At 37.2% G+C, this 21,134-nt stretch carries 18 protein-coding genes; 15 read left to right on the top strand and 3 right to left on the bottom strand.

The window, feature by feature from the left end:
* Window positions 1-23 precede the first annotated feature (23 nt).
* The 3 genes from BM415_RS18835 to rfbA form a co-directional block, all read right to left on the bottom strand.
* Window positions 24-2,492 (bottom strand): O-antigen ligase family protein, encoded by a 2,469-nt coding sequence (locus BM415_RS18835; protein ID WP_091160682.1) that lies wholly within the window; start codon window positions 2,490-2,492, stop codon window positions 24-26.
* Window positions 2,493-2,683: 191 nt separating this feature from the next.
* On the bottom strand, window positions 2,684-3,244 hold the full coding sequence (gene rfbC / locus BM415_RS18830) for a dTDP-4-dehydrorhamnose 3,5-epimerase (protein WP_091160680.1): 561 nt from the start codon (window positions 3,242-3,244) through the stop codon (window positions 2,684-2,686).
* 17 nt (window positions 3,245-3,261) lie between these two features.
* Window positions 3,262-4,140 (bottom strand): glucose-1-phosphate thymidylyltransferase RfbA, encoded by an 879-nt coding sequence (gene rfbA, locus BM415_RS18825; protein ID WP_091160678.1) that lies wholly within the window; start codon window positions 4,138-4,140, stop codon window positions 3,262-3,264.
* 367 nt (window positions 4,141-4,507) lie between these two features.
* Here rfbA and BM415_RS18820 point away from each other — a divergent pair, with 367 nt between their 5' ends.
* The 15 genes from BM415_RS18820 to rfbB all read left to right on the top strand — a co-directional run bounded on the left by BM415_RS18820 (window position 4,508) and on the right by rfbB (window position 21,134).
* On the top strand, window positions 4,508-5,794 hold the full coding sequence (locus BM415_RS18820; RefSeq protein ID WP_091160677.1) for a glycosyltransferase family 4 protein: 1,287 nt from the start codon (window positions 4,508-4,510) through the stop codon (window positions 5,792-5,794).
* Window position 5,795: 1 nt separating this feature from the next.
* Window positions 5,796-6,872, top strand: coding sequence for a mannose-1-phosphate guanylyltransferase (locus BM415_RS18815; RefSeq protein WP_091160676.1), 1,077 nt, complete (start codon window positions 5,796-5,798; stop codon window positions 6,870-6,872).
* 23 nt (window positions 6,873-6,895) lie between these two features.
* Window positions 6,896-7,855 (top strand): GDP-mannose 4,6-dehydratase, encoded by a 960-nt coding sequence (gene gmd, locus BM415_RS18810; protein WP_091160674.1) that lies wholly within the window; start codon window positions 6,896-6,898, stop codon window positions 7,853-7,855.
* Window positions 7,856-7,882: 27 nt separating this feature from the next.
* Window positions 7,883-8,839, top strand: coding sequence for a GDP-mannose 4,6-dehydratase (locus BM415_RS18805; protein ID WP_091160673.1), 957 nt, complete (start codon window positions 7,883-7,885; stop codon window positions 8,837-8,839).
* A gap of 41 nt (window positions 8,840-8,880) precedes the next feature.
* Window positions 8,881-9,618, top strand: a complete 738-nt coding sequence (locus BM415_RS18800) for an ABC transporter permease (RefSeq protein ID WP_244533603.1) — start codon at window positions 8,881-8,883, stop codon at window positions 9,616-9,618.
* Between the two features lie 17 nt (window positions 9,619-9,635).
* Window positions 9,636-10,904, top strand: coding sequence for an ABC transporter ATP-binding protein (locus tag BM415_RS18795; RefSeq protein WP_091160670.1), 1,269 nt, complete (start codon window positions 9,636-9,638; stop codon window positions 10,902-10,904).
* 5 nt (window positions 10,905-10,909) lie between these two features.
* Complete coding sequence (locus tag BM415_RS18790; protein WP_170862558.1) at window positions 10,910-12,409, top strand: class I SAM-dependent methyltransferase; 1,500 nt, start codon at window positions 10,910-10,912, stop codon at window positions 12,407-12,409.
* Window positions 12,410-12,425: 16 nt separating this feature from the next.
* A complete protein-coding gene (locus BM415_RS18785) occupies window positions 12,426-13,493 on the top strand; it encodes a glycosyltransferase family 4 protein (RefSeq protein WP_170862557.1) in 1,068 nt (355 codons plus the stop codon).
* A 28-nt stretch (window positions 13,494-13,521) separates the two neighbouring features.
* Window positions 13,522-14,694, top strand: coding sequence for a glycosyltransferase family 4 protein (locus BM415_RS18780; RefSeq protein WP_091160665.1), 1,173 nt, complete (start codon window positions 13,522-13,524; stop codon window positions 14,692-14,694).
* 338 nt (window positions 14,695-15,032) lie between these two features.
* On the top strand, window positions 15,033-17,102 hold the full coding sequence (locus BM415_RS18775; RefSeq protein ID WP_139237021.1) for a hypothetical protein: 2,070 nt from the start codon (window positions 15,033-15,035) through the stop codon (window positions 17,100-17,102).
* Between the two features lie 40 nt (window positions 17,103-17,142).
* Window positions 17,143-17,568, top strand: a complete 426-nt coding sequence (locus BM415_RS18770) for a GtrA family protein (protein ID WP_091160661.1) — start codon at window positions 17,143-17,145, stop codon at window positions 17,566-17,568.
* Window positions 17,569-17,572: 4 nt separating this feature from the next.
* Complete coding sequence (locus BM415_RS18765; RefSeq protein ID WP_091160659.1) at window positions 17,573-18,688, top strand: glycosyltransferase family 4 protein; 1,116 nt, start codon at window positions 17,573-17,575, stop codon at window positions 18,686-18,688.
* A 33-nt stretch (window positions 18,689-18,721) separates the two neighbouring features.
* Complete coding sequence (locus BM415_RS18760; RefSeq protein WP_091160658.1) at window positions 18,722-19,120, top strand: divergent PAP2 family protein; 399 nt, start codon at window positions 18,722-18,724, stop codon at window positions 19,118-19,120.
* A 15-nt stretch (window positions 19,121-19,135) separates the two neighbouring features.
* Entirely contained in the window at window positions 19,136-20,032 is an 897-nt protein-coding gene (locus BM415_RS18755; RefSeq protein ID WP_244533592.1) for a decaprenyl-phosphate phosphoribosyltransferase, read from the top strand.
* Window positions 20,033-20,117: 85 nt separating this feature from the next.
* On the top strand, window positions 20,118-21,134 hold the full coding sequence (rfbB, locus tag BM415_RS18750) for a dTDP-glucose 4,6-dehydratase (protein WP_091160656.1): 1,017 nt from the start codon (window positions 20,118-20,120) through the stop codon (window positions 21,132-21,134).

Below are 21,134 nucleotides of genomic sequence, written 5' to 3'. Positions count from 1 at the left end.
CGACTCGCTGCTTTGTTGTAGTGCTAGAAATTTAAAGAGGCTAACTGATCGATTTGCTCATCAGCTTCGGGCTGAATTCCAATTAACTGATTGTAGACCTGCTCATCTGTTTGGCCTGCTTTTTGCAATGATGCCAGATACCACCGTGCTACTTCTTGATTGGCAGGGTCACTCATATCTTCTGTCAAACCTTGCTTCAAGGTAGCCGCGGCTTCAGCAGATTGATTCATCATAAACTCTATTTTACCTGCATTCAGAGCAATAGCTGGTGTGATTTCAAATGCACGCCCTTGAAGCTGTCCTTCAGGCAGGGTCTTCAAATGCTCGATACCCTCTACTACATGCTGGTAAGCTTGCAGTCCTGCCTCGAAGTATTCGTCCTTCTTAGCTGTATCCTGATTGCCAAGAGCTTGGTAACCATATTCGAAGGCCTGGCTGATTAGCGTCTCGTGCCAATCAATATCCCAAGCAAAATTGACGGCTTTTTCTTCCTGGATAGCAAAAGCTTGCTCATTCTCCCCTTTTGCCTGTAGAAGAGAAATTTTACGCTTCAGCATGTTTTTATTATAGGGCTCATCTTCAAGTCCTTTGTTAATCCATGCCAGTGCCTCATTGTAATATTGTTCATCTTGAGTCTGCGAATAGACCTGCTGGTAGATCTCAGCCATCAACAGTAAGGAATCCGGATGAGTGTCACGGATGGATAGATCCTTATCGAGTGCTGTCTTGATTTCATTAAAATCCTGGCTCGTCTGAACCACTTGCTGAGCATCTACAGCAGCATAGCTGGACTGCAAGTAACGAACCGAAGTAAATAGAACAAAGATAGACAGAATACCTACGGCTCCGACATATAGATAGCGAGTACCGGCTCCTTTGAAACTGAATTTCTTCACTGGCTTATTATCCATGACAGCCGCCATTCCGCCGAATCCGAGAAAGACGAGTATTCCCATAAATACATAACTCATATTAAAGTCCAGAATACTGTGAACTAAAATAGAGAACGTAATAATGAAGTATAGGAAATGGGACTCCCGGTTTTCTTCAGACTGACGAATGTATCCTTTAATATATTTCCAGATAATAAAGATCATAAAGGCCATAAAAATAAGGAATCCCAGGATACCGACCTCTACGAGATATTGCATGAAAAAGTTATGGGCTTGGCGACTCGTGTACGGGTTATTTTGATAGGTCTCGTATAAGCTTGCCCATGCTCCACCGCCGGCTCCAATGATAGGATAATCGGCAAGCAGCTTTAGTGCATCCCGATAGAACGTAAATCGTTCGAGCACACTGTGCTGATTAAAGTTGATGTTCTCCAGGCGGACTTGAATGCTGTCTGGCAAAATGTTTTTGAGACTCGTAAACAGAAGCAGCAGGGCTGCAATAATGGCAACAATGGAAGAGCCAATTGGAATCCATAGGCTGGATAACTTGCGATCAGACCAGCGCTGCAAGCCGTTTGTTAAACGAGAGGCAGCATAGCTTTGAATTACCCAAGCAAGAACAGCCACAGCAATAGATGCAACAATCAGATAGATCCAGCCGTTTGGAGCTGTAGATGCTGAGTATTGTTCATGTAATGCCAGACCTGCTGAAGTAATAGGATTAAGTACAATTACCGTCGCCGCGCCTGCTATGAGACAGTAAATAATCCAAAGTATTTGTTTTGCAGGCTTCAAAAATAGCAATAATACGACAAAAACAATCGGTAGAAGGACAAGGCCTGTTCTCGACAAAGTCAGCATAATGGAGACGATAATCGGAACAAGCATAAATCCATGAGTCAACTGACCATACCATTTTTTAGATCTAACTAAGCTAAAGATGGTTGCAAAGAGCAGTGCCATTAGGAAAGCTGCGTATGTATTGGCATATTGGAACACAGAGGTTAACCGCGGTCCATTAGAGTCCACCATGACGGCATCAATATATTTCCCATTCTGTACAGCACTCGTAAACCAGCCGACAAGATTCGCTGCCAGATTCGACCCTCCAAGCCAGTTCAATAGACCAAATCCTACAATAACATATGAAATACCCTTAATTGCCAAATGTATAATATTATTAATTTGTTTGTTTTGGAGAATAAACACTCCAATTACAAATACAACCGCATAAATACACTGAATAAGTATCATATTCGTTGCTAGATAGTAGGAGGCTGCAGATATAAGAGAGAGAACATAAGTTAATGGGAGCAACAAGACAGCTACAAGCAGCCAATCCCTTTGTGATTCAAGCTTGACTTCTTTATAATAGCTGGCTATCCATAGGAACATTAATAGCGTTGAGATGAGGACTGCCCAATAGATTGGCTTTTCGAAATTAAGCATTTGTCCATTGAATAGAGCAATCTGGAACGGAGCCCAGAGTATAAATAAGATAAAGCCGACGACTAGAAACCATCGTTGGACACTGATTTGGTTCTTTGGATCAATACCGCTCGATGGTTTAGCGGATTTTCCGTATACTTGATTCGACACAGGTAGAATTCTCCTTTTCTAGTAGATACGACAAATATTTTAGCATAGTATTTTAGAAAATTGGAACTATTTAAGGTAGTTACCCGATGCAGTATATAATAAAATTTTTGTGTTACAACTTAAAGTTAATAATCAAAGGTACACGATAGTTTTTATTGACTATAGTTGTTGAGTAGAGTATGGGTTTCTCATTATATAGTGTAAACAAAATTGTTATTAGCGTTTATTAAAAGAGGTGCTTTTGCGTCCTTATCAGATAATATCGGCGTCATATTTGACGGCCAAGTTACATTAATGTCGGGATCATTCCATAGAATGCTTCCATCAAGCTCAGGAGAGTATACCTCATCGCACTTGTACTGTACTTCTACGTCATCAGTAAGTGTTATAAAACCATGGGCGAACCCTTTTGGAATCAAGAGTTGGGTCTTATTCGACTCACTCAGTTCTAATCCGTACCATTCTCCATAGTTCGGGCTACCTTTGCGAATATCTACAGCCACATCAAAGATAACACCGCGTGTACATCGGACAAGTTTCGATTGGGCTTTAGGATTTAACTGATAATGAAGTCCGCGAAGTGTTCCTTTCCCAGCGGAATAAGACTGATTATCTTGTACAAAATTTATTTCTATCCCGTATTTTGCAAATTTAGAATGATTATATGTTTCCATAAACCATCCACGATGATCACCAAACAAGTCAGGCTGAATGATCAATACACCATCCAGTTTTGTAGGTGTGATTTTCATAGTAGTAACTGCACTCCTTAATATTTTATTTGCCCAGTTGCAACCTTAATTAAATACTCTCCATATGAGGTTTTAGCGAGTTTTTGACCATGACTTAGAAGCTGCTTCTTAGTAATCCATCCATTAATATATGCAATTTCCTCTAGAGCTGCGATTTTAATTCCTTGATGATCCTCGATTGTTTTAACAAAGTTTGTTGCATCTGCCAAACTTTGATGCGTTCCTGTATCCAGCCAAGTAAATCCACGGCCGAGAAGTTGAACTTCTAGTGCATTGAGTTTCAAATATTCCTCATTAATTGACGTTATTTCTAATTCTCCGCGTTTTGAGGGAGAGACACCTTTTGCAATTGAAACTACCCTATTATCATAAAAATATAATCCAGTTACTGCGTAGTTTGATTTGGGATGAGGAGGTTTTTCTTCCAAGCTGATAACCTTACCGTCTTGATCAAACTCGATAACGCCAAAACGTTCCGGGTCTGGGACATGATAACCAAATATAGTGGCTCCTTGATTTTTTTTGAAGGCACGGATAAGTAATTGCCGCATACCAGCCCCGTAGTAGATATTGTCCCCGAGTATCATGGCAACGGAATCTCTCCCAATAAAACCTTCGCCAAGAATAAAGGCCTGTGCTAAGCCATCAGGAGTAGGCTGAACCATATATTCCAAACTTATACCAAACTGGGAACCGTTGCCTAATAGGCTTTCGAATCTTGGCGTATCTTCGGGAGTTGATATGATCAGGATTTCCTTAATTCCTGCGAGCATTAAGGTGGATAAAGGATAGTAAATCATAGGTTTATCATAGATGGGCAGTAATTGCTTACTCGTTACCATGGTTAAGGGATATAAGCGTGTCCCACTACCTCCTGCTAGAATAATTCCTTTCATTCAATACATTCTCCTTAAACTAACTAAAATGGATTTGGAAATATTAACTGTTATAGTTTACGCTCATTGCCATATCAATGTCCATTTTTACCGTTCAAATCTATTTTATGTAATTTGAATGAGATTTAGTGAGAAATAATAACATAGATTGACAAAATGTAGTTAGAAGAAAAGAGGATCACTTAAGTAGAAAATATCGTCTGAATTTTCCAAGATTTCTCGACTCAACTGATTTTTTACCGTATACTGGTTGAGATGCCTTTTAAATCTGCTAATTCTCTATTATTTATGACAAGATCTGCTCTTAATTTCTTGGATTTTAATTAAAATATGACTTTTAATGGTTTTTTGATTGAGGGGAAGATTAGTGAAGAATATAAGCTCATACTTCTTTAGAGGATTGTACCGGTTAGCCGTTGCCTCCAAACCGATTATAGTAAAATCCGTCCCTTTTTCTATAAGACAAAAATTAAAAAAGAGGATGCTTAAGAAAGCTTTCCCTATTGATCGTCCAAACAGACAAATGATTAAAACAGAACTATCGGGAGTTAATCTGATTGGGTATGCACGAGCAGAAATGGGAATCGGAGAATCTTGCAGAATTGCGGCTAGGAGTTTAAGTACTGTAGATGTGCCATTTGGCATCATTAATTTTATAGGGACAAATCCTGCCAGAATGAATGATGCGTCATGGATCCATAAAGAAATAACTGAGTACAAATATAATGTAAATATATTTCATATTAATGCCGAACAAATGATGGAGATCTATGCTCATCATGGTAACGAAATTTTTCAGGATCGCTATAATATTGGTTTTTGGCATTGGGAACTTCCCGATTTCCCAGACGAATGGGAAGAAAGTTTCAGTTTAGTAAATGAAATATGGGCTCCATCCACTTTTGTGGTTGATTCTATTTCAATGAAAAGTCCTGTTCCTGTAATCAAAATTCCCCATAGCATTGAGGTTAAGATAGAGAAATTGAGAGATAGAGAATTTTTTGGTGTACCGGATAACCAGTTTCTTTTTCTTACAATGTATGACTTGAAGAGCTATCAGGAAAGGAAGAACCCTCAAGCAGCAATTCATGCTTTTAAGAATGCATTTAGATCAAATGATTTGAATGTTGGCTTGGTTATTAAAGTGAATAGTGCCAGTAGCAATCCAAATGATCTTGGAGAACTGCATGAATTGATAGGCGGCTATCAGAATATTTACTTAATAGAAAGAACGTTATCTCGAAATGATACCAATGCATTAATTTCAGTGATTGACTGTTATATATCCCTTCATCGAAGTGAGGGGTTCGGATTGGGACTTGCGGAGGCAATGTATTTAGGTAAACCAGTAATAGGTACTAACTGGTCTTCAAATACAGATTTTATGACTTCGGATAATTCCTGTCTTGTTGATTACGAACTAATTCAATTAAATCATGATCATGGTCCTTATAAGTCTTATCAGTATTGGGCTGATCCAGATGTGAATCACGCTAGTGAGTATATGAGAAAGCTTTATGACGACAGAGAGTTTTATCTTAAGAAGGCATCGAAGGGAGAATCACATATTAAGAAACATTTTTCTCCACAAGTTGTTGGCAGTTTGATTGAAAAGAGACTAAAATACATTGCTTTGAGGAATCTTGGAGGTTGACATGACGATTACTAGCGTAATAATGGCAGGGGGGAAAGGAGAAAGGTTTTGGCCGAAAAGTCGTACCAATCTCCCTAAACAGTTTTTAAATATTTCTGGGAATAAGTCTATGATACAGCAATCCATTGCTCGTTTAGAGCTGCTTATGGATATAAGCCAAATATTCGTTGTGACTAACGAATTGTATGCTGAACTAATTAAAGCGCAAATCCCTCACTTGCCACATGAGAATATCATTATAGAGCCTGTAGGAAGAAATACAGCTCCTTGCATTGGACTTGCTTCAATCCTTATTGAGGAAAAATTTCCGGATAGCACAATGGTGGTTATTCCATCAGACCACATAATTGAGAACGAAGAAGGATTTATCAAAATTTTAAAGACTGCTATTCAAGTTGCAGAAGATAATAGCAATCTAGTGACTTTAGGTATTCAACCGAAATATCCAGAGACAGGATATGGGTACATTCAGAGCACTGATGAACTTACAGAAATGAATGGCTTGAATGTATATAAAGTAAATAAGTTTGTTGAAAAGCCTGATCTTGAGACGGCGCAAGCTTATTTGGCTTCAGGCAATTTCTACTGGAATAGTGGTATATTCGTTTGGAAGACCGCTACTATTAGAAGATACATACAAGAGCTAATGCCTGAAATGCATGATATTATGGAGACGATGAAAGCGGGAATAAATTCTGGAAATCGCGAAGATGTAATTCGCTCCGAATTCAAAAAAATGCCTGACCAATCCATAGATTACGGGATTATGGAAAAAGTGAATAACATTTATGTTATACCTTGCGTTTTTGGTTGGGATGATGTTGGTAGCTGGACAGCACTAGAACGCATAAATGAATTAGATGATCATGGGAATGTAATCAAAGGAAATATTCTGAACTTAGACACAAAGCGCTGCATTATAGAGAGTAATGGTAAGTTAATAGCAACCTTGGGCATAAAAGATTTAATCATCGTCGATACAGAAGATGTAACACTGATATGTACCAAAGATAAAGCTCAGGAAGTTAAACTGTTGCTTAAAGAATTGCGTATGCAGAAGCTTGAGCAGTACTTATAAAAAATAAAGGGAGAATTTACCTCATGACAAAACACGCACTTATTACTGGAATTACTGGACAAGATGGATCTTATTTGGCTGAGCTATTGCTTTCTAAAGGATACAAGGTTTTTGGTTTGCGCCGCAGAACAAGTGTGCCGATTATGGAAAATATTGAGCACATTAAAAACGAAATTGAATTCATTGACGGTGATTTGCTAGATCTTGGTTCATTGATCAATGCAGTTCGAATCGCTAATCCTGATGAGGTATATAATTTGGCGGCACAGTCCTTTGTTGCAACATCATGGGTCCAGCCGGTTGCTACAGGACAAGCCACGGGGATGGGCGTTACAAATATGCTTGAAGCGGTTAGATTGGTTAAGCCAGAAGCAAGATTCTATCAAGCTTCAAGTAGTGAAATGTTCGGAAAAGTAGTAGAAACGCCACAAAAAGAGACAACTCCTTTTTATCCTCGCAGTCCTTACGGAGTAGCTAAAGTCTATGGACACTGGATTACTGTAAATTACAGAGAAAGTTACAATATGTATGCATGTTCCGGGATTTTATTTAATCACGAATCACCACGTCGTGGGATTGAGTTTGTAACGCGTAAGGTGACAGACGGAGTCGCGAGAATCAAGCTTGGGCTTCAAAATGAATTGCGCATGGGAAATCTAGATGCTAAGAGAGATTGGGGCTTTGCGGGAGACTATGTGAAGGCAATGTGGTTGATGCTGCAGCAGGATAAAGCAGATGATTATGTGATTTCCACTGGTGAAACTCATACCATAGAAGAGCTAGTCGAGATCGCATTCAGCCATGTTGGTCTTAATTGGAGAGATTATGTTGTAATTGACCAGAAATTTGTAAGACCAGCTGAGGTAGATCTACTTCTCGGTGACTGCACGAAAGCAAAAGAAAAGTTGGGGTGGGAGCTTGAAGTTGGATTTGAGCAATTGGTTAAAATGATGGTTGATAGTGATTTGGAGAAACTCAAATAAGGCTTTCAAAAAGAAGGAGGCTTAAAAATGAGAGCTCTAATTACAGGTGTGAACGGATTTGTTGGCAAACACTTGGAAGCATATTTGCTATCAAATCATATAGAAGTATGGGGGACTACTCGTAATACATCAAATATTCAAGATGGGGCTAAGAATAGAATAGCAATGGGCTTTTCTAGCGAAGCAGAAATGATTGAGGTTTTAAATCATATTAAACCGGATATGATTTTTCATCTTGCTGCCCAAAGTTCTGTTAGAAAATCATGGGATAAAGTAGTGGAAACTTTGGAATCAAATGTGATTAACTCAGCTAATTTTTATGAGGCGATCCTCAAGTCGGACATTGGGGGAAAGGTGCGCATCCTCTCCGTAGGGTCCTCAGAAGAATACGGAATGGTTCTTTCTGATTCCATGCCTATTGATGAAGAATGTGCTTTAAATCCGATTAGCCCTTATGGTATTTCTAAGGTGTCTCAATATATGCTTGCAAAAATGTATATGAAACTGGGTTTGCAAATTGTTCATGTAAGGCCGTTTAACCATATCGGACCAGGACAGGATCTGGGGTTTGTAACTTCGGATTTTTCGTATCAAATTGCAAAAATAGAGTCGGGAATGTCAGAGCAAATGATGAAAGTGGGAAATCTCTCTGCAAAGAGAGATTTCCTTGATGTTAGAGATATTATCAGAGCTTACAGTGAAATCATTAGAAAAGGTATTCCAGGAGAAGCATATAATATTTGTTCAGGCGAGCCAGTATCCATTGCTGATATTCTGACATCATTGGTTGCTTTATCAGATAAAGAAATAGATATCGTAACAGAACCATCGCTACTCAGAGCCATAGATATTCCTCTTTATATAGGTTCAAATGAAAAAATCACTAGTACAATTAGTTGGAAACAACATATAGGTATTGAAGAAACGCTAGGGGATGTGCTTAATTATTGGCGCAATAGAGTAAAGATTGAAGGAAGAGTATAACTGTGAAAAATATTCTAATAGAACTGTTTAACTATAAACAAATGATAAAAAGCTTAGTGCTCTCCGATCTACGAACTAGATACAAGGGGTCTATCTTGGGATTCCTATGGACTTTTCTCAATCCTTTGTTGATGCTTTTGGTATATACTATTGTGTTCTCTACAATTATGAGATTTGATATGGATAACTACACAATATACATGTTTATAGGTTTGCTGCCTTGGTTGAATTTTTCCTCTTCGGTCCAAGGTAGTGCCAGCATCATCATTCGAAATTCTAACCTCATCAAGAAGATTTACTTTCCGCATGAAGTTCTGCCATTGTCAACCGTGTTCGGAGGTATGGTGAACTATATATTCGGACTTATTATTATGTTTGCTGCTATTTTTATTAGCGGGATGACCCTGTCAGTTCATGCTTTGTTTTTTCCGGTTATTCTTTTTTTACAGTTCCTGCTTACGTATGCCCTGACTTTGCTTTTCAGCTCTTTGAATGTTTATTTTAGAGATCTGGAACATATTTTAGGGGTAATTGTGATGGCATGGTTCTACTTTACACCTATTATATATCCCTCGAGTATGATTCCGGAGCAATATCAATTTATATTTGATTTTAATCCTATGAAGCCAATCATTGAGTCTCTGCAAGATATATTTTACTATCAGCGTAATCCTGAATTTATAAATTTATTAAAATCATTTGTCTATAATCTAATTTTGTTGTTATTTTCTTGGATTATTTTCAGGAAATTGAGTAAACGATTTGCTGAAGAAGTGTAAAGGAGAACGAACGTCCTATGTCATACTCCATTGAGGTAAGTAATGTATCAAAAAAGTTTAGAAATTATATCGATAAACAAAATACGTTAAAAGATAAAGTGTTGAGATTCGGGAAACAAACAGTCAAAGAGGATTGGATTCTAGAAGAAATTAATCTGATGATCAATGAAGGGCATACCGTGGGATTAGTTGGAAGAAATGGATCAGGGAAAAGTACACTTCTGAAACTTATGACCAAAATACTCCATCCGGATGTAGGTTCAATAAAAACAAATGGAAGAGTCTCCAGTCTTTTAGAATTAGGTGCAGGATTTCACCCGGAATTTACGGGGATTGAAAATATTTATATGAATGCTTCGATATTAGGTCTATCAAAGAAAGAGATTGATGCCAAATTAAATGAAATTATTGCGTTTTCAGAACTTCATGAATATATTCACCAGCCTGTGAGGATATATTCATCTGGAATGTATATGCGCTTAGCTTTTTCTGTTGCCATAAGTGTAGATCCCGATATTTTGCTGATAGATGAAGTTTTAGCTGTGGGTGATAGTGCATTTCAAAACAAATGTCTTGAGAAGATAAAAGAGTTAAAGGGAAAAGGGAAAACAATTGTTGTAGTTACACATGACAATAGCATGGTCGAGAAAATTTGCGACCGGGCTGTTTGGATTAATAACGGAAAAGTAAGGGCTGATGGTTCTCCTAGAGATATCATTATGCAATATATGGCTTTTCTATCAGAAGAAGAAAATAAAAGATTGATCGAAGATCAAAAGTTAGAAAACAATGAAATACCGTTGAATGAATCACTTGAACTGTCGAATATAACGGAACCGGAAGAAAACCGAAATCATATCAGAGTGGGAAATAAGAAGATAGAAATACAGGATGTTTGGTTTAGTGACTCTCAAGAACAGATCAAAAGAAATTTCAATACTGGGGATCAAATGATCATCAATATTCAATATAAGATCAATGAAAAAGCCAGCAGTGTAGTATTCGGAGTTGGCTTTTTTACAAGCGATAATACTTATTGTTATGGAACCAACACAAATATTGATCGTTCCATTCCTCCGGAATCTTTACCAAATGAAGGCCATATCAGATTTAATATTAGCAAGCTAACTCTTCTGCCAGGTATCTATAAGCTGGATGTAGCGGTACATCATGAAAATGGGGAACCATACGACTATCTAACCAGCGTCTATTCATTTCAAGTATCTTCAGATATAAATGACGTAGGCATTGTTCGTTTGGATCATACCTGGGAATTGAAAGGATGAGGACTATGGAAATTGAAATCAATGATGATGAGATAGATGTGCGAGAAATTATTTCAAAGATGAAAAAAGAGCTGAACAAGCACAATATCACAGAAAAACTGCATGAGGTTTCTTTAAGTAAAGTTGAGAATAATTACACTCCGGAGAGCACTTTGGATCTAAGGGCATTACATGAGAAAGTGGATATCTTAAATCGTTCATGGAATACAAATCCGGAGTTTAATATAACATCACATAGAAAATACTTAGGGCCAATAATAGTTAAAGGTAAAAAGTTAATTCGTAAATTATTGAGATGGTATATAAATCCATATGCATCAGGACAAAATGAGTTTAATGCAAATCTAACAAGAACGGTAAATGAATTATTCTCCCAATATATGACAGTATGCAAACAATTCGAACTAAATGAGGCGAATTATAGCAGCATTCAAGCCGAACTGGAGAATAAAAATGAACAAATCAGATTATTAAAAGCCCAAGTATATGAGCTGTCTGAAAAATACAAGAACGATCAGCGTGAAGATCAGGCTGGTATTGCCAATGCCAATGCTTTATATAGAGAGATGGATGATAAATTAACTGCTGTTAAGGAAGAGTTAACAGAAATAAAAGGCACACTCTATAATAAACTATCCCATATTGAACAATTGAATCAAAGTCATCTTGATGCAGAGCTGATTACTTTGAAACAAACTACTCGGGTTGCTAATGAACGCCTAAGGAGAATAGAACGGAAATTAAGATCTGTCCAAACAGACGATTATGGTCATAACGAACTTGTTACAGCGAAAGATCAATATAAAGAAGAGTCTCAGAGTACCGGACTTGATTTTGATTATTATTTGTTTGAGGAATATTTCAGAGGAAGCAGGGAGGAGATAATTGAAAGACAAAAACAATACCTCCCTTACTTCTCCCAAGCTTCCAACGTGCTCGATCTTGGATGCGGCCGTGGGGAGTTTACAGAATTGATGTGGCAGCAAAATATTAATGTTGTCTCAATAGATATTGATGACGATATGGTTGAATATTGCCGTGAACGAGGATTTAACATTAAAAAGGCTGACTTGATATCATACCTTCAGTCCTTGGAGGATAATTCCGTGGAGGGTATTTTCCTGGGCCAAGTTATCGAGCATATGAAGCCGGAAGATATCATCAATATGGTTAAGTTAGCCTACAAAAAACTAAAACCGAATTGTTGGCTTATTGCCGAGACACCTAATCCACGAAGCTTATCTATTTTCGCTCAAAGCTTTTATTTGGATTTGACTCATAATAAGCCTATTCATCCGTTTACAGCTCAGTTTATATGGGAATCAGAAGGGTTTAGAGAGGTAGAGGTCAACTATTTCTCTCCTAACAATCCTATTGTTCAACTGCCGTCCTTGTCCATCCCGACGATGGATCCGGAAGCTCTGACTAGATTTAATACGGGGTTACAGCATTGGAATGAAGTCGTGTTTGGAAATCAGGATTATTTTGTCGCAGGCAAAAAATGAGGAGTACGGTGATACGATGATTATAAATCAACTTTTACCCGCTATGAGTTATGGCGATGCGGTCAGTAACTCAGCAATAAATATGAAGGTGGCTATGGAGAAGATGGGGATTAAATCAAAGATTTATGCCGAGCATATCCATCCCAAAGTTTCTCATCTTGTACAGCCTGCCCACAGTATACCAAAAGATCAGCCGCTTATTTATCACTTGGCCATTGGATGTGATCTGGCTTACGAAATACCGAAATTCACAGATAAACGAATGTTATTATATCATAATATAACGCCAAGTCATTACTTCAGAGGCTATGACGATCAATCGGCTGATCTATGTGATAAAGGGAGAAAAGAACTGCTCTTTTTGAAAGATTTTATTGATATTGCTTTTGCGGACTCTGCTTATAACAAAGCAGAACTTGATGAGGTCGGATATTCCAACACCCATGTAACACCGATCATCATTAATTATGAAGATTATGATGGTAAATATAATGCAGCGCTTTTTAAAAAACTTCAACAATCTAAAATAGGGACTGATTTTCTGTTTGTCGGAAGATTAGCCCCGAATAAAAAACAAGAGGATATTATCAAAACTTTTTATATTTATAAAACGTATTTTGATAAAGATGCCCGCTTACATCTAGTTGGTTCTTACACTCGAATGGAGAAGTACTACGAGCAGTTAAAGGGACTAATTAAAGAACTGCAGTTAGAAGACGTCCACTTAACGGGCCATATACCTTTTGGAGACATTCTATCCTACTACAGGAATGCAGATATGTTCTTGAATATGAGCGAGCATGAAGGTTTCTGTGTGCCGATTCTTGAAGCGATGAAATTCCAGATCCCCATTGTAGCTTACAAGGAGGCAGCGGTTCCCGAGACATTAGGGAATGGAGGTATTTTGTTCATGGACAAGGAGTATTCTTCCGTAGCCTCCTTAATCAAGGTAATGGTTGATGATCATGAACTTCGAGAGAAAATTTTAATGAACCAGAAAAGACGTCTGGAATATTTCTCTAAGGAAAATACAACTGAAATCTTTATGAGTAAATTAAAAGGCGAAATGGCCGCAGTTAAATAGATGAGCTTGATTTTACCATGGAGGAAGTATGAAAAAGAAAATTGCTTTTGTTGTGCAAAGATACGGTCTAGAGGTGAATGGTGGTTCAGAGCTGAGTTGCAGGCTGATTGCTGAAAAATTAAGCCGAATATATGATGTAGAGATATTGACTACGAAAGCTTTGGACTACACCACCTGGGAAAATCACTATCAGGCGGATGTCGAACAAATCCATAACCTGACGGTCAGAAGATTTAAAACGGATTTTCCTAGAGAAATGAAGAAGTTCAATAAGGTAAATGAGCAAGTTTTTACAAAAGCTGATAGAAACGTATATGACGAACTGGAATGGATGAAGGCACAGGGACCTGTATCGTTTGATTTGATTAACTATATTAAGAGTAATCATCATCAGTATGAAAAAGTGATATTTTTTACATATCTATATTTCACTACTTTTTGGGGATTACAGCAAATTCCAGAGAAAAGTATTTTAGTTCCTACTGCTCATGATGAACCTTATATATATTTTTCTATCTTTAAACCGTTTTTTCATCTTCCTCAATCCATCATTTTCTTAACTGAAGAAGAGAAAGATTTTGTTCTTAAAACTTTTCACAACGAACATTTACATAGCGTTGTTGCAGGAGTGGGTGTTGATGTTCCTGACAAGGAGATAGATATCCAAGATTTTAAAGACAAATTTAATATTAATGAGGACTACATCTTATACGTCGGTAGAATAGATGAATCGAAAGGATGCAAGGAATTATTTGATTATTATTTAAGATATAAAAAAACAGTCTCAAAACCTCCTAAGTTAGTTTTGATAGGTAAATCTGTGATTGATATCCCAAATGATCCCGATATAATCCCGCTGGGCTTTGTGACGGATGAAGAAAAATTTGCTGCGATGAAGAACGCTGAAATTTTAATGATGCCTTCTAAATTTGAAAGCTTATCCATGGTTGTACTCGAGAGTTTGTATTACGAAACACCGGTTATTGTTAATGGGCATTGCGATGTATTAGTAGGACATTGTGAACGAGGAAACGCAGGCTTATATTATACAGATTATAGTGAATTTGTATATTGTCTAAATATGATGCTGGAGAACGATAATTTAAGAAAAAAGATGGGGTTAAGCGGAAAAGAATACGTAATGAAACACTTTGATTGGGAAATTATTTTAGGAAAATTTATTGAATGTGTTAATCGATGAGGAGCTAGATTCGATTATCAATTACCTCGTAGATCTTGCCAGGTAGGTGAACTTTACAACTGTTTTTGAAATATAGACGAAATAAGATCCCTGATGTGATGATCCTTTCCATTGGCTTTTAAGTTTATATGTATCGGAATTAGTCGATGGGGAAGGTTCCTTTATGTTAATAATGCAGAAGGAGTTTTCAAATAATGTTGCCAATTTTCCTATCAGTTCTTATGATTCTGATATTTTCTATTTCGGGCTTGTTATGTTTTAAGTTAATTAGATTGGATAGAGGGTTGTTGTCTAACCTGGGTTTTTCCGTCTTCATTCCATTGCTGGGAGCCATTTCAATGACGTGCGTCATTCAAATTCTTTCCCTTGTGCTACCAGTAAAGGCGACTGCTCTAATTCTTATAGTTCTGCTAATATACGCCCTGTTATTTATAATAAGAGATGTTAGTCTGATTTGGCTGAGAACGATGTTTTCAGATAAATTTTTATTACTAATTATATTTATAGCAATCGTTATATTACAATTTCCAATTCTATTTAAAAATGAACTATTGAGCTTACAGAATGGTAATAATGATATTGCCTATTATCTATCAAGTATGGATTGGCTGAAATCCCATAGATTCACTGAGTCAATCCCTTTTTCCTCTGAGATGCCATTTAACTCGCTTGCTCATTATATGGTAAATAACACGAGAATCGGAACTGACCTGTTGGGGGCATTCTTCATGAGTGTCTTTCAACTGGATTCGCATGAAGTATATTATTTGTTAACCGGTACACTTGCTACATTGACTATTTTTTCAGCTTATTTTTTTCTTTCCTATTGTTTAAATGTTAGTAGGAAAGCCTCTTTATGTGCTGCTGCTATATTTGCAGCAGGTGGATTGTGGGCATTTCTTGTGTTTTCACAGTATGCGCCCCAAATTTTCGGTATAACATGTCTAATCAGTTTCACAGGTTTGTTCATACGATTGGACAGACAAAAACAACATAAGGGCTTTGTCTTCTTATCGGCATTATTTCTAGTAGGAACATTGAGCGTATATTCTGAGTATGCGATTTATTTATTATTTATTTTTATTGCTATTGCTGTGAGCAAATATATAACAGCTAGTAGTGAAACTAGAATTAAAATTTTGATTGATTCACTTAAGGTTGGGGCACTCTCTTTTATACTCAATCCAGTGGGAATGTTTATTGCAGCCAAATTTAATATCAATATACTCACAAGGGTTTTAGATGATGCAAGTAGTATAGACCCTTATTCAGGAAATCTAATGAGTAAGGATCAGATTATGAGTATCTTGTATGGTGGGCCTAATCTTGAAAGTTTAGGACATGAGCTAAACTTATTAGGAATCAACTCTCAATATTTCATAACAGGCTATACCATTTTGAAATTCCTCCTTCTTTTAGTATTTATTTCAGCTGTTTTTATCGGCATGTTTTTAAAAAAAGAATGGTACAAATATGCGATACTTAGTGTTTTTATTTTCTTTGCCGCAAATGAACTGTATCTAAGATCCAGTGCAAGCGCATATGCGGAAATGAAGCATATTACAACGATTGCCCCGTTTATAATCCTATTCTTCGTATATTTTGCTGATGGTTGGAAACTTAACGTAAAGGGATTATATATTAGGAAAATTATATTCGGAACAACCGTTATATTCGTTGCTGGTTCAAATATAGTAACTGCCTATCAGAACTACAAAGGGGGGGACATATATTATTTCGATCATTCTGTTATGGAATTAAAAGATGCCGTGAAATTAGTTCCGCCCGATGAGCCGATAGGAATAACGAGCAGTTCTCCTGCTGATAAGCATAGTATTGTTTATGCTTTAAAAGAGGTTCCCATAAAGCACAATAAAACTTATGAGTTTGATAATTCCTATTTCGGTTTTCTCGTTCCACATGAGTTCGAAAACACTAAATATTCTATAGTTTCAAAGCAGGATTATTACTCGTTTTTATCTCAAACAGAAGAAGTGCTGTGGCATAACGATAAGTATGTTTTGTTACATGCTCCCACAGCAGCAATCAGGCCGATTAGTGGGCTTTATAATCTTGAACAGGATGGGATTGGTTATTTTAGATGGACAAGCTCTAATGAGTCGGAGCTATCTGTATTTAATGGAAGCGATAATAAACAAACATTAAGTATATCTTTACAGACTGAGAGTGGAATATTTTCTTCCCGCCCTATTAAGGTGTATGCTAATGGCAATTTAATTGGTCAAGGGATGTCTAGCAATGTTATTGAAACAGAGACGATAAATCTTTTGCCGAACGAAAGTTTAAGCATAACGGTTATTTCTGAAGGAGATTTAAACACGGTAGATACGGGAGATAATAGAAAATTTGGGTTTATTCTTAGGCATCTAGACGTTGATTTAAAATAACCAAATTTGTGAGAGTATCTAATTATTGGTGGTGTAGGATGTGGATTCACTGGGGTCTGATTTTGGAAATCAAAATACAAAAAGAAGTATAATCGAGCTGGTGAAATACGGTTTTTGGGGGGCGGTTACGACCGCTCTCAATCTTTTTGCTTTCTTTTTGTTGGAAGGTCTAGGGATGTATTACATAACTGCGAATGTATTAAGTTATATTTTTGCGGTCATCATTAATTATATTTTAAATCAAAAATTTGTTTTCAAAAGTTCCTCACAAAATGACTATAAGCAATTCGTCAAATTTATAATCGTAAGAATTGTGTCTTTATTAATTGATAGCGGTTTGTTTTATTTATTAGTATCTATTTTGAGTTTCAATGTGAACTTATCACGTATTCTTTTAAGCATTACAATTATTGTGGCAACCTTTGGTGTAAATAAATTATTTGTTTTCAATACAAAGAAGAGGTAAAGAAATGAGACTAAAGATATTAATTGTTCTAAATTACTACTACCCGTATATAAGCGGACTTTCAGAATGTGCTAAATCCTTAGCTGAGGAGTTGGCTAAAAAGCATGATGTGACCGTATTGACGGCGAGGCACAAAAAAGAACTACCGAAGTCCGAAGAAATTAATGGAGTCAAAGTAAAGCGTGCAGATGTGCTGTTCAATATAAGTAAAGGATATATTAGCTTAGAGTTCCTAAGATTGTTTAAAAAGTATCAAAAAAATGCAGACGTAGTTAATTTACACCTTCCAATGGCAGAAGCAGGTATGATTAGCCATTTGACAAGTAAAGACAAATTATTTCTAACTTATCAGTGCGATGTTAATCTTCCAAAATCTCTGGTTAACTCTACTATTGTGAAACTAATGGACATTTCCTCTAGATGGAGTTTTAAAAGGGCAAGGAAGATAATTGTGAGCTCTTATGATTATGCAGAAAGTTCAAGAATACTTCCAGATTTTAGAGGTAAGTGGGTAGAGATTCATCCTACCTCTTCATTCTATAAAGAATTTAGCAATTCAGACCCTCGTTCCGAACATGAAAATAGATATATAGGGTTTTGTGGCAGGATTGTTGAGGAGAAAGGGATAGATATCTTGCTTCAAGCAGCCCCAATCGTAAAGAAAGCTGTGCCAGATGCTCAATTTTTAATAGCTGGTGACTACAACAATGTTGCAGGCGGTAGTGTCTACGAGGATTTAAAGAGTAGGATAGGTTGGGATGATACCTATGTGAAATTTCTAGGGAGATTATCGACACAAGAACTCATTGATTTTTACTACTCACTTGATCTCTTTGTTCTCCCGAGTACAAATTCGCTCGAAGCCTTTGGAATGGTTCAGGTTGAATCAATGCTTGCAGGTGTACCGGTTGTAGCTTCTGACTTGCCTGGAGTAAGGGTTATAACGAGAAAAACAAAAATGGGAGAAACAGCACCGCCTAAAGATGTGGAGCAACTTGCTCAAGAAATAATTAAAGTTTTGGAAAATAGGGATCAATATATACAAGATTCAGAAATGATTAGAGAAATATTCGGAGTAGAAAGCGCAGCACTGAAATATATGGATTGTTTTCAACAATAGACCTAGTTGGAATACGAATAGGAGATCGTACTGATGAATTATTTCTTTGTTCCTTTTATTGCTTGGTTTATTGCAGGCTGCTTGAAGTATTTAATTAATAGAGTTCGTTTTGGACAAAAAGCGAACACATATATTGGAAACGGTGGATTTCCTAGTAATCATACAACTGTGGTTACTACAATTACTTGGCTAATTGGTTTAAGAGAAGGATTTAATTCTCCTGTTTTTGGCTTGGGAGTGGCATTGGTGATGATCGTCATATTCGATGCGACCGGTTTGCGTAAATATGTCGGAGAACACGCCAAAAACATCAACATACTAAGTATAGGGGATTCAGGTAAGTTAAGAGAAAGAATAGGGCATACAAAGGCTGAAGTGGTTGGAGGAATAGTCTTGGGGATTTTAATAGGTTATGTGATAAATCTTTTTTAGTAGGAGTGTATCATTTTGGAACATCAAATGGTAGTACAGAAGAAAAGAAAGTTATTTCATGTATTAATTGATTTGCTTACAGAAATGCGTGTTAAGCAATGGACAAAAAATCTACTTGTATTTGCATCGGCTATATTTTCAGGGGCTTTTCTTGACCCCGGCATCTTATTAAAAGCATTTTTAGCCTTTCTTTCATTCTCCTTTATGGCTAGCACAATCTATATTATTAATGACATTGTTGATGTAGATAAAGATCGGCTTCACCCAGAAAAAAGATACAGACCCATTGCATCTGGTGCAATAAATATTCCTGTATCCATTATTTTATTATTATTTACTTTTTTATTTGCAGTTGGAATAGCGATCTCTATTAATAGTCATGTCTTAATTGCTGTTCTTGTTTATTTTTTTATGAATCTTTCTTATAGTCTTTATTTAAAGCATATTGTCATTATAGATGTTATGATAATTGCGGCAGGATTTGTTCTCAGAGCTGTAACGGGAGCGATTGCTGTTGATGGCACTTTAACTTCATGGTTTATTCTATGTACATTAGGTCTTTCCTTGTTTTTAGCATTAGGCAAGAGAAGGCACGAATTGCTCTTGCTGAAGAATAAACAGATCAGTCAACGGAAAGTTTTGAAATTCTATAGTGTTGAATTACTTGATCAACTTATGACGGTGATTACCGGTGTCCTGATTATGTTCTATTCAATGTACTGTTATTCTGAAGGAACAGCAATGATGTTTACAGTCCCTTTTGTATTATACGGGATATTTAGGTATTACTACCTCATACACATGGAAAATGCCGGTGGAAAACCGGAAGAGGTACTGTTAAATGACAAGCACATCTTAGTTACTGTTATCTTATTTTCTATCTTAGTTGTTATAATTAAAAATTTTACTTAATATACATATTTATTGATTCAGAACAGAGCCGTAGATATTGTTAGTTACAGATTAATAAGGAACTAGAGGGTGGTGAAGATTTTATATGAAACTACTTGTAACGGGCGGCGCCGGCTTCATAGGCAGTAATTTTGTATTATACATGTTAAGAGTACATCCAGAATATGAAATTATTAACGTGGATGCGTTGACTTATGCCGGAAACTTGGAAAATTTAAAATCAATCGAAAACAACCCTAAACATACGTTCGTGAAAGCAGGCATTACAGATGCGAAAGCTATGGACGAATTGATTCAGCAGGATGTAGATGTTGTTGTCAATTTTGCAGCAGAATCTCATGTGGACCGCAGCATATTGGAACCAGACGTTTTTGTGAAGACAAATGTGCTTGGGACGCAGGTGCTGCTCGATGCGGCGAAGAAATATAACGTATCCAAATTTGTTCAGGTATCCACGGATGAGGTATATGGATCTCTTGGAGCTACGGGACTATTTACGGAAGAAACTCCTTTGGCGCCAAATAGTCCTTATTCTGCGAGTAAAGCGGGCGGTGACCTGCTAGTCAGAGCCTATCATGAAACGTTTGGGCTGCCTGTAAATATTACGCGCTGTTCTAACAATTATGGACCTTACCAATTTCCAGAGAAGCTCATTCCGCTGATGATTTCCCATGCTCTCTCGGACAAATCCCTGCCCATCTACGGAGATGGATTAAACATAAGGGATTGGCTGTATGTCGAGGACCATTGCATTGCCATCGATTTGGTCATCCATCAAGGTAAGCTTGGCGAGGTGTACAATATTGGCGGTAACAATGAACGGACGAATATAGAGATCGTCGAGACGATTCTGGAGGAGCTTGGGAAGCCCAAATCCTTGATTACGTATGTGAAGGACCGACCGGGGCATGATCGGCGCTACGGCATTGACCCGGAGAAAACGATGACGGAGCTTGGTTGGAAGCCAAAGCACTCATTTGAGACGGGAATCAAGGAAACGATCCGGTGGTATTTGGACAATGAGGAGTGGTGGACCCGCATTCAATCCGGAGCCTACCAACAATACTATTCCCAACAATATGGAGAGCGACTGGGGGACTAA

Source organism: Paenibacillus sp. 453mf (assembly GCF_900116105.1).
Classification (GTDB): Bacteria; Bacillota; Bacilli; order Paenibacillales; family Paenibacillaceae; genus Paenibacillus; species Paenibacillus provencensis.
This window is presented reverse-complemented; position numbering and strand designations above follow the sequence as displayed.

Excerpts from the sequence above, each read along its gene's own strand:
- rfbC (WP_091160680.1), bottom strand. The coding sequence starts at position 3,244 with ATGAAAATCACACCTACAAAACTGGATGGTGTATTGATCATTCAGCCT.
- rfbA (WP_091160678.1), bottom strand. The coding sequence starts at position 4,140 with ATGAAAGGAATTATTCTAGCAGGAGGTAGTGGGACACGCTTATATCCC.
- BM415_RS18815 (WP_091160676.1), top strand. The coding sequence starts at position 5,796 with ATGACGATTACTAGCGTAATAATGGCAGGGGGGAAAGGAGAAAGGTTT.
- gmd (WP_091160674.1), top strand. The coding sequence starts at position 6,896 with ATGACAAAACACGCACTTATTACTGGAATTACTGGACAAGATGGATCT.
- BM415_RS18805 (WP_091160673.1), top strand. The coding sequence starts at position 7,883 with ATGAGAGCTCTAATTACAGGTGTGAACGGATTTGTTGGCAAACACTTG.
- BM415_RS18800 (WP_244533603.1), top strand. The coding sequence starts at position 8,881 with ATGATAAAAAGCTTAGTGCTCTCCGATCTACGAACTAGATACAAGGGG.
- BM415_RS18795 (WP_091160670.1), top strand. The coding sequence starts at position 9,636 with ATGTCATACTCCATTGAGGTAAGTAATGTATCAAAAAAGTTTAGAAAT.
- BM415_RS18790 (WP_170862558.1), top strand. The coding sequence starts at position 10,910 with ATGGAAATTGAAATCAATGATGATGAGATAGATGTGCGAGAAATTATT.
- BM415_RS18785 (WP_170862557.1), top strand. The coding sequence starts at position 12,426 with ATGATTATAAATCAACTTTTACCCGCTATGAGTTATGGCGATGCGGTC.
- BM415_RS18780 (WP_091160665.1), top strand. The coding sequence starts at position 13,522 with ATGAAAAAGAAAATTGCTTTTGTTGTGCAAAGATACGGTCTAGAGGTG.
- BM415_RS18775 (WP_139237021.1), top strand. The coding sequence starts at position 15,033 with ATGACGTGCGTCATTCAAATTCTTTCCCTTGTGCTACCAGTAAAGGCG.
- BM415_RS18765 (WP_091160659.1), top strand. The coding sequence starts at position 17,573 with ATGAGACTAAAGATATTAATTGTTCTAAATTACTACTACCCGTATATA.
- BM415_RS18760 (WP_091160658.1), top strand. The coding sequence starts at position 18,722 with ATGAATTATTTCTTTGTTCCTTTTATTGCTTGGTTTATTGCAGGCTGC.
- rfbB (WP_091160656.1), top strand. The coding sequence starts at position 20,118 with ATGAAACTACTTGTAACGGGCGGCGCCGGCTTCATAGGCAGTAATTTT.